Here is a 13,822-nt window from a genome sequence, read left to right as displayed (position 1 = left end):
TACTTATCCTCTTGTTCTATAAATGTTCATTTCTCCTGTGCTTTTAAGTTCACGCAATTTAGCGGTCTTTTCCCCTCAAGAACCCGCTTGGCCTCCGCGGCGGATTTAAGCCTCACCTCATCCAGCGCTTCGTGCGAATGATAAGCGGAATGCGGGGTGATGATGACCCTTCCGCTCAGCCATTCGGCCCCATTCCTGAAATCCTTGATCAGCTGTAATTTATCGTCCGGCGGCTCCTTCGACAAAACATCCAGACCGCAGGCTCTTATAAGACCTTCCTTCATGGCCTGTTCAAGAGCCGTGATATCCACTATGGGCCCACGTGCTGTATTTATCAGGAAAGCTCCCTTTTTGACCTTGCTGAAGAAGTCAGGGCCTATCATTGCCCTGGTCTTTTCTGTTAAAGGGGTATGGATCGAGATTATATCCCCCCTATAGGCTACTTCCTCCAATGAGTCCAATCTTTCGGCATCCAGGACCTTATCGTACCCCGGCCTGATATACGGGTCATAAAAGACCACTTTAAGCCCCAGGGCCTTTGCCCGCACAGCGACGGCACTTCCTATCCTGCCCAGTCCTATGATACCGAAGACCTTGCCCCTTAACCTGAAAGTGAGCTCGCTCTTCCTTTCCCATCTGCCCAGACATACCTTTTCCGCGTGTTCCGGGAAGCCCCTGACAAGCGCCAGCAGAAATGCCATCGTATGGTCAGCAACCTCTTCGGTGCAGTAATCAGGCACGTTACATACCGAAATATCCCTCTTTCTGGCCTCTTCCAGATCGATGTTATCCGTTCCTATCCCCGCGCGAACTATAACACGGCATTTGCTGAGCCTGGACAGCAGGGGCTTTTCGTATCTCATGCAGTCATATGCGAGGATAGCGTCGCAGGAGGACCAGATATCCTCCGGTATTTCCTCTATGAATTCGGCTTTTGGAGCGATGACCTCCGCTGCCGGACCGAAAACCTGCTCTTCTATCTCAGCGGGCGAATCTATATGGTCCGGTATTAGGACCCTGAATTTAGCGTGTTTTCTGTTCATTTTTCAACTCCGTACAGTTTTTTTGCGAGTTCGAAATCCTCTTTTGTATCAACATCGATCGATTCTATCTTGGACACCTCGAAAAGATACGGCTTGGGCCCGAACCAGTAGCTCCACTTGGACATATCGCTCTTTTTGCCGATATAACAGGCACCCGTCACCTCGTAATAGGTCTCAAGCTGCTGTGAATAAGGATGCCAGTAACCGTGGTGGTAATTTATGCCTCTTCCGTAGCCGTTGAGGAAGAATGCTTTTTTTGGCAAAACCGTAAGGAGGCTGTCCTTCTCTGCACTGACCTTGAGGAATTTATCGACCGTACCCCTGAAATTACAGAAAAGAGGGCTTGTTGTAAGAGCCCAGACTACGATGGGGTCGCCCGGTATGGTCTCCACTATGTGCCTTACCGCCTCCGCCCAGGGCACATCGTCACTGCACATCTGCGGTTCTCTAAGAAGGAACTCAACACCGTTCTCCGCCGCTATATCACGAGCCCTTTCACTGTCGCTGGAAACATATATGTGATCAAAACATCCCGAACGCTTCAGATGCTCTATCTTATGCTCAAGAAGCGATTTACCGTTCATGAACTCAATGAAGTTCTTACCGGGCACACGTTTCGATCCTTCACGCACCGGTATAAGTCCTACTATCTCCTTTTTCATGATCACCTCTCAGTTTGGCGTTTATTCAACATCCTCAAAGATCTTGTTACGCGGTATGCTGGGGAGCCTGACTGCAAGAACCGTTGTCTCTTTATGGACCTGTACTATCCTTTCGGTGTTTCCCGGCTCCAGCATATAGAACATGCCAGGCTCGAGAACATGTCTGTCCCCGTCGATTTCGTATTCAACCTTCCCGCTCAACACCAGGAGGAACTCGAAACTGCACAGGTGGTGGTGCAGTTTTTCCTCCATGCCCAGATGAAGCGTCTTGAAGCATATCTCAATGTCATTGCGGTGGAAAACCGATCCCTTGGGATAAAAATGACCGCAGACCCAGCCTCGCATGTCGCCGTTTATGATCTGGTTGCTCAGGTTAGAAACAACATAGTGTTTTCCTCTGGCCACATGTACACTGTCTTTAAGCCCGTACATAATCTCTTCAATCATGATCCTCTCCTTTTATCAATTCTGTTCCGGTCGAACAACCTGTTAATGTGTCTTTCGATGGCATCCGCCGCCCCGTCCACGTCCCGGGGAGTATCTATCTTAATATCGTAGTCAATATCCGTGGTAACTTCATTACCGACCCATACAACACCGTTATGTGCCGATCCTGCAGCCGTCTTGATCAGTTCAAGGTCTTCCTGGGTTAGGTTTATCGCCGTAACAATAAGTATCATACCCGCATCCAGTAAAATATGTGATACTTCCGCGAGTCTGCGCAGGTGCTCCTGTCTGGTATCGTTGACACCCTTGATGTCGGCATCAACACCGTAAAGCACGTTACCTATCCCGAGAAAATAAACAAGTTTTCCCTGACGGAAGAGCTTCGCCTCGAGTTTTCTGGCTATATTTTTCTTGCCTGCGTCCTTTTTGCCGGTTATGAGGATGAGCGCCGACTGCTGGGAGTATTTTTTTACCCTTTCCGCGTACGGAATCATACTCTTCTCCCACTTATTCTCACGTATAAAGACCTTGTCCCTCACCCATGACTGCCGGTCTTTCAGAGCCTGGCGTATTATACCCCCTCCGCTGATATCATAGCCATCAACAATCACGAACCTGCTGGTCTGCTGGAGGTCCCCGACAAGATCGAAGGCTATCGGCCTTTCGGTCTTAAGCACGCATTCGGCAAAAGTATTCCTTTTGATCATCTCGCCGGGCAGGTCCGACTCAAGAACGGTGGTATCAAAAACTCTCTCGATTTTTTCCAGTCTTGCCCTTACCTTGGAAGTGCCCAGCTTGAACATGTAATCCTTGCCGGAGACCATATCGTTCCTGCCGAGCCAGAAAAGACTGGCTTTTACCCTGGAAGTGACCTTTGGCCTCTCCTCCCCGCAGATAGAGGCTATCTCACCCCTTTTTACATAGATCTGTTCTCTTAAGGTGAACCCCACGGCCTGCCCAGAGAACGACCCCGTGGGCTTCTTGCCGTTGAACACTTCTATCGCTTCCACTGTACTCCTCTTACCTGAGGGGTAAAATACTATCTCGTCACCCACCTTCATTTTCCCTGATGCCACGGTACCCACGACTATCCTTCTATCATCGTCGAATTTGGTGAACTTATAGATATCCTGAACGGGCATCCTGAAAGGCTTCTCAAGTAGCTGCTCTTCGGAAGAGAACATGTCGAGTGCCTCCATAACAGTCCTTCCCCCATACCAGGACATATTATCGCCCCGCATCGCTATGTTATCACCCTCTCTTCCGCTGACGGGAATAAAAGATACCGGCACAATGCCTATCCTGTCCAAAAAGGAACTGTATTCTTTCGCGATCTGATCGAACCTGCCCTGATCATATCCAGCCAGGTCCATCTTATTCACGATGACGGCGACCTGTCTTATCCCGAGCATCGAAAGCAGATAACCATGCCTTTTGGAGTTCTCCCTCACACCTTCTTTTGCATCTATCACCAAAAAAGCCGCGTCCGCGCGCGAAGCGCCCGTGACCATATTTTTCAGGAATTCTATATGACCGGGAGCATCAATGAATAGATACTCCTGCCCGCCCTGCTTGTAAAAGACCCTTGCCGAATCTATGGTGATACCCTGGGTCTGTTCGTCCTTTAGAGCATCGATCAGGAAAGCGTATTCAAAGGGTTTTGAGTTTCTCTGGCACATATTTTTGACCCTGTCCAGCTTCCCTTCGGGCAATGCGTCCGTGTCGGCCAGAAGCCTGCCGAGGACAGTGCTTTTGCCGTGGTCAACATGTCCGGTCAATACTATGTTTATTTTCCTGGTATGAGTATTAGTCATGTTTCTCCTGACGAAACTTACATATAGCCTTCACGTCTTAATGATTCCAAACCGCCTGAATCCTCCTCGTCCTGGGCCCGACCTGATCTTTCCGCGATATTGGAGAATTTACCCGATCTTAATTCCCTGATCACCGCATCAACATCTTTCGCGTCGGAATCCACAGGAAAAGTGCATGGATGGCATCCGAGCGAACGGTATCTTTTGCCTTCTCCCCTGTCATAATAAAGAGAAACGGTCGGAATGTTCTCCTTTTTGATATATTCCCAGATATCCAGCTCCGTCCAGTCCAGAAGCGGATGTACCCGTACATGGGAAGAGGGCCTGAAATCGGTATTATAATAATTCCAGAATTCCGGCGGCTGCTCGCCTATATCCCAGATGCTTTTTTCGTCCCTAGGAGAAAAATATCTCTCCTTGGACCTTGATCCCTCCTCATCGGCCCTTATCCCCAGAATAACCCCGGTGAAAGGCTCCTTACTCGGGTCTTCCTCGTATCTGTCGGTCTCGTGATTGAAGCGGTACCTTTTCCATCTACCTTCCAGCGTCTTCCTGAGAGCCTCTGTCTTCAGCATCCTGCAGCACTCTATTCGGCTAATTTTTCCGTGATTATAAGTCTTTCCCTGTTCTATGGCCTCTTCATTCATGCCGTAGACCATGTTAAGCTTCCATTCCCTGACAAGTTCATCGCGGTACTCGATCATTTCCGGTATCTTGCATCCGGTATCTATATGTATAAGCGGGAAAGGGACATGACCGAAAAAAGCCTTCCGGGCAAGCCACAGAAGTACGGTGCTGTCCTTGCCGATGGACCAGAGCATGCCAAGATTTTGCAGGTTCGCATAAGCTTCCCGCAGAATGTGTATACTTATGTTCTCAAGTCTTTCCAGATGTTTCATGTGATCTCTCCCGATAAACCCCTATTACTTTGCGTACCTGTTGATATGATCCCTTATCTGTCCGAAGGACTCTTCAACTGTTCTGCCTTCGGTATTAACGACGATATCCGGCATCTCGGGCGGTTCATACGGATCGTCTATACCCGTAAAGCTCTTTATCTCGCCCCTTCGGGCCTTGGCGTAAAGACCCTTTACGTCCCTTTTTTCACATTCTTCCAGTGATGTCGAAACATAGATCTCCACATAATTCTTACAAATTCCCCTGACGAACCGCCGTGATTCCTCGTAAGGTGATACGAACGATGATATCACTATAACGCCGTTCTTCTCCAAAAGTGACGCTAAAAAGCCCACTCTCCTTATGTGGGTCTCCCTGTCCTGCCGGCTGAAACCCGTGTTGGGGAACACGGACCTGACTACGTCACCATCAAGTTTCTCGACCCTACAGCCCCTGCTTATCAGATAATCATATGTTTCGTTCGCCAGTGTCGTCTTGCCGGAGCTCGGGAGACCGGTAAACCACATCACGAAAGACTCCTGCTGATGTTTTCCCGCTCTTATCCTGTCCCACGCCCGTTCATGAAAATAATACAGCGCCATCTTGACTGCCACTTCCACCACGCCTATCCCCACGGCTATGACCAACCGGCCCGTGAAAATATAAACCAGCAACATCGTGGTAATCGTGGCGCAAACCCGCCAAGACAGCATCTTAGCGACCGATCGTTTTTTATTTTCCTTGAACATTTTCCATCCTTTTATCTGTAATGCGGCATTATGTCCTCCGCGAAAGACCTGATCCCCTCGGTATTCGGGTAATCCATGAACCACAGCATGAAATGATCCACGCCTTTTTCAACGAAAAGGTCGATCTTTTGCTTTACCATTTCGGGGCTTCCTATCATGAATTCTTCGTAAAGAGTCTCACGTGAATTATAATCTGTCATCCTCGGGTTAGTCGCCTTAAGCTGTTCAAGAATATCATCATCGTGGGAATTATTGCGCTCTAACATTCCCGCCATCCTGTCCAGCTCCCTTTCGGCGTCCTTCTCGGTCGGCCTTACCAGAACCTGTGTTTCCAGAGAAAGCCGCATTTCGCTAAAATCCCTCCCCTGCCTCTTGCATTCCTCGCTTATGATATCCAGTTTGTCCTGGAAGGACCCGTCCGAACAGGGCATGGAATTGAAGACATCGGCGTGCTTTACGATATTCGACACCATCAAGGGATTATTGGCCTCACCCATCCATACCGGGACCTTGCTGGAGGGTTTTGGGTTGCAAATTGCCTCGTTAAGCTGATAATGCTTCCCTTTAAAACTGAATTTTTCCTCTTCGAGCAGTCCCTTGATTATGGAGAGTCCTTCTGACATCTTCTCTATACGTTCTTCATCATCCTTGCCGAAATCCAACCCGTAAGCGTCGAATTCCGCTTTTCTCCAGCCATAATCATAAAAAAGCGCGATCCTCCCGTTCGATATATGGCTCATCGTGGCAAGCGACTTGGCCACCATTCCGGGATGCCTGAAACTATTGCAAAGGTGTATGGGGATTATCTGCATCCTTTTGGTTATAGCCGCCAAAGCGGACATGAGCGAAATGCATTCCCATATATCCCCGTCCCTGCCGAGGAAGAGATGGTCTGCCACGAACATCGAATCGAACCCAAGCTCCTCGCAGAGAAGGACAGTATCCTTTATTGAGTACCAGTCCAGTTTTTCATATGCCGGGGTCCTGAATGAAAGCATCCCCGGGTTTGCGAATATCGGTACGCAAAATCCGAATTTGATATCGTTCATCTATCATATCTCCCTTTTTTGATCGCAAATATTTGGATCATATCCTTTACGTTAACTTTAAAGGTCTCTCACTGTAAGTTCACTGACATTCCCCCGTCAACGACAAGCGTCGATCCGGAAACACACGAGGCATCATCCGAAGCAAAGAACAACATCGCCGCCGCGATATCCTCCGGCGTCGCCAGGCGCCCCAAAGGTGTCCTCTTTATAAAATAATCTTTAAGAGCCTTGTTCTCATCCTCAAGTTGCTTCCTGTTAATGTCGGTGATCACGGTGCCGGGAAGTACGGCATTAGCGGTTATACCGTGTTTTCCGACAGCTATCGCAATGGATTTCATAAGCTGGTTAATCCCGCCTTTTGTCGCACAGTAATGCGCCTGGAGTTCTCCCCCGAAAACAGCACTTACGGAACTGGTAAAGACTATCCTCCCCTTAAGACCGAGCTCGACCATCTTTTCCGCCGCGGCCTGTGCGCTGAAAAATGCGCCTTTAAGGTTTACTCCTATCACCCGGTCCAGAAGGGTTTCGTCTATCTTGCCGAACTCCTCGAAAGGGCAGATACCCGCGTTAGCCACCAGTATATCGATACGCCCGTACTTACTTACCGTGAACTCCATCATCTCCCGTACCTTGTTCTTGTCCGCGACATCCGCCTCGAAAGCCGCCGCTTCTCCACCCTTGGACCTTATCTCATCCACGACCTTCCCAGCGGCATCTGCGTAACTGCCGTGGTCGGCTGATTCGGCGTAGTTGACCACCACTTTGGCTCCTTCTTCAGCGAACCTGATACACGCAGCTTTGCCGATACCTCTTGATCCTCCAGTAACTACGACAACTTTATCTTTTAATCTCATATCCAGCCTCCGCCATTATTACAAGTCACTTTGACTTTCAATAGACACCGTTTTTCTTTGCATGCTCACAATTTTGTCGTTGCCCCATCTCTGTCTGTAAAGTTTATCCGCCTGTTCCCCTGCCTCTTCTCTTGTTCTGCCTTTATCCAAAGCTTCAAGTAAATGTTTGAGATAACTGCCAACCCTACTACCAGTTCCTGCATCCCGGAAAGGATCCAATTCTTTGTAATATGGCGACCAGTCACCAAGCTCTTTGTTCTTTGAAATATCGGTCCTATAAGCCCTGATCTCTTCTATCAACATTTCTAAATTATCAAATATTATTCTCCCTTTTCCCCAATCGTAAAAGTGATGGTTTACATGTCCAGAAAGATCACAATGCACTCCCCTGCGCCCCGTAAGCACTGTTTCAACAACCGCGGAAGAAACCGCTAGACCGATAGCCATATCAGCACATGCGGACGCATCAATAGGCAATCTTCCAAGTGTATCCTTTAGGCGAACGAACCTATCAGTCCGTTCCGCTCGTTCCACAAGTTCATTTATGCCGGTAAGCTGGTCGAAAAAAACTTTCTTCTTCTCTTTCGTGATAATGGCTATTCCTTCGTCTTCAAGCAGCCAAGAAAGGAACCCTTGATAAAACCTCTCTACCATGCGCTTTGATACATATGAATCTTCGGCAAACGAACTATCAAATAATGCTATAATGAATTTACCTTTTAATTTTTCGATCTTTCTCTGCAAGCTATCCTCCAGATGTCTTTTATGCACAATATCAAAAGGATACCCCGCAATAATAAACTTTTCTATGACCCTGCTCGTACCTTTATGTCTTATCGCAGAATTGTTCCAAATGAAAAATATATGATTAGAATTATAGGCAAGGAAAGGAAGAGATTCTTTCAGTGACATAATTGACCGTTGAGTGCCAGCCTTGAAGCCGCCCAGCTTTTCCAACGCCATGTTCTGTGCTATGGTCTCGCCCGTCCAGCTGACGAAATCAATTGCTACCTTGACATTGAAGTGCCCATAAAAGGCTTCCCAGTATTTTATGTCCTTGAGCAAGTTCTTCCCCGTCATGTATATCCATTTATCCAGTTTGGATCCGCACTTAAGATCTATGAACCGTGAATACTCGGATCTTAGCTTTCCTTTATATTTTATCTTTTTCCATCTGTACCTTTCGGGATTCGCGACAAGATTCTTACGCAAAGCTACCCAGAGCATACCAATCTTATCTATAGCCTCCAGTTCTGCACCAGAGATGGGTCCTCGAGAAGCTTTGACAGCATCGATGTAAATGACAACCCGTGAGGGATCAATCCCACTGTCGGCGTACCAGTACAGGTCCGTGCGCTTTCTGTGATCAACACCTTCGGTGTAGTGGACTCCTATTTTTGCACTGGAATCGCGATCCGATATCTCAGACCTGTTCTTCGCGGTCCCTAATAAAACCTTTCTGCTATATAGATCTGAAGCCCTTATCATTTTTTTGAGATACCTAATGCTTATTTCCTGGTAAGGAACAAGCGCTATGTCTTTGTCTCTCCAGATCTCTGTCACAGCAGATAAAAGCCCATTATCAGGATATAAAATAGTCTGTTGTAAGAGTCCTTCTTTATGCCTTTCGGCCCATTTCGCCAAAAGACGGAGTCTTACGAGCATCCTAAGTTCCTCATAAACCTTACTGCTGAAAAGAACATCCACTTTCTCCTTTGGAAGCAATGTGCAAAGACGCTTATATCTCTTCTGTTCCGAGAGCTTCTGAACCGTCCTTAAAACCATTTTAGGCAGTTCCGCCTGAGCTCTCATTCCTAGTGACTGCCCCCCTTCCCACAGATCCGCCAGAGAATCCTGGACTTTTGAAACTTTAAATGGCAATATTGCTTGTAAAAGCATTGGAAATAACGAGGAACGGAGAAACCTTACTTCAATATTCCTTTCTTTCAGAAACAATCCGAACACCCTCAAAAGGGTATGTATCGATAATCTCTCTAACCATACAATCCTTAGAGGCAAATTCGCGACATATTCTTTTTCCCTCAGGTGTTTATTCATATCCAAAATAACCGTTAAAATCCTTCAGTTGGTCAGTAATGTATCCTCTTTCCCAAGCATTTAACGCTCGTATATCTCTCGTGGTCGACTCAGTAGATATTCCGTTGAACTTAGAAAAACTGCTTTCGCCATACCACTTCTCGCCGTTCAGGGTCGCCTCCAGCATATTTGGATGAAAGGGAATACCCGTAAAGCCGGCCAAGTTTTGCATTACACTTAAAGGGTTTCTGGTCAAATCCTCATACCTAATGACCATAACACGATCTTTTGATTTTGATTCATTAATGTTATTCAATGTTTCAAGCAAAAATTTATAATTATTGATAACATTGAACAGTTCGAACAGATACAATCTCTTTTCGTTCCGTATTTCACGGGATCTTTTCAGAGAGTCTATCGCGTATAATGGGTCTCTCACCATGACTATTACCTTAGGATCGTTGAGATATTTTATGGCGGATAACATAGATTTACCGTAATCGGGGCATTTGAACACGGTGAAATCTTTGTTATCGATTCTCTGCCCCATTGAGCGCATAACAGCACTTACCCAGTATTCCCATACCGACAGTACATTATCATCCATTTTTTTCTGCATCTCGTCCAAAGTTGATATCAGCTTATCTAGATCATACTCGACATTTATGTGCTGAGTGTTCACGGTGCCTTTGGGCGAGTACCCTTGCTCATAGAAATGGAACAACGAGCGTTTTCTCGTAGACTCGAACAAGTCCTTCACATTCGCGGTCTTTTGTATCTCAACGAAGGACTGTATGTTCTCTTCCCCGATATCATAGAGATATTCAAGAAAATAGCACTCATCCAGAAATGTAAAAACCCCGGGCACAGAATCCAGAAGATACTGCAAAAGAGTATTACCTGATCTTTTCGCTCCATTTATTATAACGGGGACTGTCCTTTTTATATCCATAATTATCAATGTCCTCCTTGCAACTAACTTGTTATATGCTCTAGAGACCGTCTGCACTTACGGCACGGGATCGGTTGTTTTTCAAACGGTCCATTGATCCGCTTTCTTAGCGTGCTCAATCTTTTTCCATTCCAGATCTCATATATCGAGCTTTCATATACATTACCAACGGGTAACTGAAATCCGTAGGTTGAACAACACGGACTAACGTCTCCATTATTCCTTATGAACATTCTCTGATAAGGCATTGAGCACTTAGACAGGTTTTTTTTGTTATTCAAAGATCCCTCGGAAACCGCTTCATCTACAACAAAAGGATCTACCATATCCTGGACTGTTATATAATCAACTCTGTCGGACCAGTACCCGATAAAATCATTGACTTCTGACTTGTTCTCCGGGGTCTTGACAAATGAGACCCTAGTAACAGGCAAAATCTTTTTCATTTTTTTCTTCATCTGGAGAAAAGTGTTTATATTCTCAAGGGTTTTCTCGAAATTCCCGCCTACTCTCAATTTCTCATATGTTTCTTTTAAAACGGAATCCATGGAGAACTTGATCTGCGTAAGCCCGGAAGATAAAAGTTCCTCCGCCTTCTCCGGAGTAAGGAGTGTGGCATTGGTAATAAGGTAAATATCGATAATCCCCGAATTTCTGGCGTATTGGATATATTCAGTGAGATCATCCTGTAAAAGCGGTTCATTATGCCCATTGAGCTGGACAGCACAAAGTCCTCTTTTGACGCCCTCATCGATTATTTCCTTATATTTATCAAAACTGATCCGTTTTTCCGGTTCAGTCTTATACCCTCTTTCTCCTATGGGTTTTGACAGTATACACATGGAACACCTTAGGTTGCATCCGTAAAAGATCTCAAAATTCAGATGCAATGGATAATCTTGCTCGAGTCTGCATTCCGAAACCCGGCCCCACTTTTTACGATATTCGGTGTATTGTGGGCCCAGCTCTGCAGATAATATTTCATCCGGTGAGGCCTTTTTGTAAACCACAGTGTGAAGATTATCTGATCTGTGTTCTTTAAGTCCTTTCACTTTTCCTCACCCCTCCAGTTTCTCAAGTAGATGACTAGCCGTTTCCTTGTAAGATTCCCACTGGCCGACATCGAGCCAGGATTTCTCGCTGATAGGATAGACGCCTATCTTCTTCCCATTCTTTTGGAGCGCCTTTATCAAATCGGTAATATGGAACATAGTATTGCCGGGGATGTACTCAGTAATGTTCTTCTCGACAACGTACATCCCCGTATTGACCAAGTAATCATACTCAGGTTTTTCCATTATCTGTTTGAGTTCTCCGCCAGAATTTATCTCCATAACCCCATAAGGCAGAACGAAATGCTGCATGGATCCTACAATGGTCAGATCATACCCCTTATCCTTATGGTATTGATAAACATCCGTATAATCCGCCTTGATTATATTGTCACAGTTGGACAAGAAGAACGTTCCGGGAAAATCTTCGGGGATCATTTTAAGACCGCCCGCGGTCCCGAGAGCTTTTTCCCCCTCATAGAGGTAAGAAATATTATATCCGTTCACACTGTCGTTGAAATATGATTTGACCATTGTGGCCTTATGCCCGAGAATAAAATAGATATCCGCTGATGTAAACTCCCTGAATTTATCTATTATCATTTCCACGACCGGCTTATCGCCAATGGGTATCAGCGCTTTAGGAAGGATCCGGGTTACCGGATCCAGCCGTTTGCCTTTACCTCCGACCATGATGACAACAGGAACTTTAAGCTTGGGATCTGCTTTTTCCCCGGAAATATCCTCCCTGACGGCGTCTTTCAAGAATACGAGGTCAACCACCCGCATTTGCTCGTCCACCACGGGAAGCGCTTCTACCATTTCCTCGAAAATCGCCTTTCTTTCGTCGATTTTGGATATACCCCTTGAGAGATATTTAGGCTTCTTGTTGTAAATGTTCTCTGCCGGTTCGCTCAGGTCCCCGTCTTCGAGTATCCATCTGCGTATATCCCCATCGGTCAAGGCCCCGAGAAGCCTTTTGTCTTCCGTAGTCACGAAAAGGATCTTCCTGGCAGCGGTATCCATCCTTTTCATCACTTCCTTTATCGTAAGATCCTTGCCTATACAGAACCTGTTGACATCATAGCCCATCGTTTCCTCCGTTATTTACAGATCGGAACATTATGACTGTTCCCAAATCGGCTCTTTTAGTTCCCATCTACCGTCCACCTTCCGGAAAAGCTCCCTGTTCCAGAATTTCTCGACTACCTTCCAGAACTCTTCCTCCGTAATCCCCAGGAAATCGATGAAATCCTTCAACGCCCTAGGGTCCAGCTTATGATCATGGTCCCTGACAAGCTGGATGGCTTTTTCACGGCTCAGCCTGCCGTTCCTTATCCAGTAAGACCCCACGTCAGTGGCCCTGGCATGTCCGAATTTAGGGTATTTCAACCACGGGTGGACCAGATAACCTATCGCGTCTATCTGGTCGTAACCCTCTATATACCCTTCCCGCTTCCATTCACCAGTATCGTCAAGGGATTTAAAGCCGTACTCCTTGGCCTTTTCGTAATTGCGATAACCATCCCACGGAACAAAATAGCTCAGGTAGACCGGTTCCAGCCCGGCTTTCTTAATCTCCTCTTCTTTCGGATAAACACATGAATTGAGCTGTTTCATGGTAATCTCATCTTCTTCAAGCCAGGTATTCCAGTCATACGACTTCACTACGTCGTTATTGATCTGGGCTAGCGCGCTCGGGGTTTCCTCCGTCTGTGCACCGCCGTACTCATAGTTGATGTTCTCACCGTAAACTATAAGTTTAATGCCCATATTGATAGCCATGCGTATGGGATAGGCGTAGACCGCCCTGTCCCAGAACCACGTGGGGCTGCCGAATTTCACGAAAGCTTTCTTCATCATCTTCCTTGCAGTATTGGGACTAAGGTTCAGCGAAATGCAGTCACAGTCGAACGCGTCACGGATGTTCATGAAGTTATCCCTGCCTGTCTGTGTCCAGCTCAGATTATCCACACTCACCAGAAGGGGGTTCATCTTCATGACCTCTTTCAGCATATAGACCTGGAAATGACTGTCCTTTCCACCGCTGACCGCTATCATGCAATCATAGTAATCCCCATTGGAGTTCCTGTGCCTGTCACACAGCTGTTGCAGCTCTTTCATTCTACCGTCCCAGTCGGTCTTTTTCTTCCTTTCGGCAGCCAGGCAGGCATAACATACGCCCTCTTCATCGAACTTGATACCCGGCCTTGTCTCAGGCATTACGCATTTTTTGCAATACTTCATAGCAATTACCTCCTTTTTT

The 13,822-nt window shown here is 46.5% G+C and carries 13 protein-coding genes; all 13 read right to left on the bottom strand.

Features of this window, described 5'->3' with window-relative positions; translation table 11 throughout:
- Positions 1–26: 26 nt before the first annotated feature.
- Positions 27–1,043: a C-terminal binding protein gene (locus GF409_04945; protein ID MBD3426557.1), complete on the bottom strand. Its 1,017-nt coding sequence runs from the start codon at positions 1,041–1,043 to the stop codon at positions 27–29.
- Entirely contained in the window at positions 1,040–1,705 is a 666-nt protein-coding gene (locus tag GF409_04940) for a hypothetical protein (protein ID MBD3426556.1), read from the bottom strand. The genes GF409_04945 and GF409_04940 overlap by 4 nt, the downstream gene beginning before the upstream one ends.
- 21 nt (positions 1,706–1,726) lie before the next feature.
- Positions 1,727–2,152 (bottom strand): cupin domain-containing protein, encoded by a 426-nt coding sequence (locus GF409_04935; GenBank protein MBD3426555.1) that lies wholly within the window; start codon positions 2,150–2,152, stop codon positions 1,727–1,729.
- A complete protein-coding gene (locus tag GF409_04930; protein MBD3426554.1) occupies positions 2,149–3,966 on the bottom strand; it encodes an adenylyl-sulfate kinase in 1,818 nt (605 codons plus the stop codon). Before GF409_04930 ends, GF409_04935 begins: the two co-directional genes overlap by 4 nt.
- A gap of 17 nt (positions 3,967–3,983) precedes the next feature.
- On the bottom strand, positions 3,984–4,865 hold the full coding sequence (gene cysD / locus GF409_04925) for a sulfate adenylyltransferase subunit CysD (protein MBD3426553.1): 882 nt from the start codon (positions 4,863–4,865) through the stop codon (positions 3,984–3,986).
- A 24-nt stretch (positions 4,866–4,889) separates the two neighbouring features.
- Positions 4,890–5,576 (bottom strand): adenylyl-sulfate kinase, encoded by a 687-nt coding sequence (cysC, locus tag GF409_04920; GenBank protein ID MBD3426552.1) that lies wholly within the window; start codon positions 5,574–5,576, stop codon positions 4,890–4,892.
- 47 nt (positions 5,577–5,623) lie between these two features.
- The gene (locus tag GF409_04915; protein ID MBD3426551.1) at positions 5,624–6,661 is read right to left on the bottom strand and encodes an LLM class flavin-dependent oxidoreductase; all 1,038 of its coding nucleotides are present in this window, start codon (positions 6,659–6,661) and stop codon (positions 5,624–5,626) included.
- A 68-nt stretch (positions 6,662–6,729) separates the two neighbouring features.
- Entirely contained in the window at positions 6,730–7,515 is a 786-nt protein-coding gene (locus tag GF409_04910) for a glucose 1-dehydrogenase (protein ID MBD3426550.1), read from the bottom strand.
- An 18-nt stretch (positions 7,516–7,533) separates the two neighbouring features.
- Positions 7,534–9,573, bottom strand: a complete 2,040-nt coding sequence (locus GF409_04905; protein MBD3426549.1) for a hypothetical protein — start codon at positions 9,571–9,573, stop codon at positions 7,534–7,536.
- Positions 9,566–10,504, bottom strand: coding sequence for a hypothetical protein (locus tag GF409_04900; protein ID MBD3426548.1), 939 nt, complete (start codon positions 10,502–10,504; stop codon positions 9,566–9,568). The genes GF409_04905 and GF409_04900 overlap by 8 nt, the downstream gene beginning before the upstream one ends.
- A 23-nt stretch (positions 10,505–10,527) precedes the next feature.
- The gene (locus tag GF409_04895) at positions 10,528–11,556 is read right to left on the bottom strand and encodes a radical SAM protein (protein MBD3426547.1); all 1,029 of its coding nucleotides are present in this window, start codon (positions 11,554–11,556) and stop codon (positions 10,528–10,530) included.
- Positions 11,557–11,562: 6 nt separating this feature from the next.
- Positions 11,563–12,648: a CBS domain-containing protein gene (locus GF409_04890; protein MBD3426546.1), complete on the bottom strand. Its 1,086-nt coding sequence runs from the start codon at positions 12,646–12,648 to the stop codon at positions 11,563–11,565.
- 30 nt (positions 12,649–12,678) lie between these two features.
- On the bottom strand, positions 12,679–13,803 hold the full coding sequence (locus tag GF409_04885; protein MBD3426545.1) for an N-acetyl sugar amidotransferase: 1,125 nt from the start codon (positions 13,801–13,803) through the stop codon (positions 12,679–12,681).
- Positions 13,804–13,822: the final 19 nt, after the last annotated feature.

The organism is Candidatus Omnitrophota bacterium (assembly GCA_014728045.1).
Taxonomy (GTDB): domain Bacteria; phylum Omnitrophota; class Gorgyraeia; order Tantalellales; family Tantalellaceae; genus WJMH01.
This window is presented reverse-complemented; position numbering and strand designations above follow the sequence as displayed.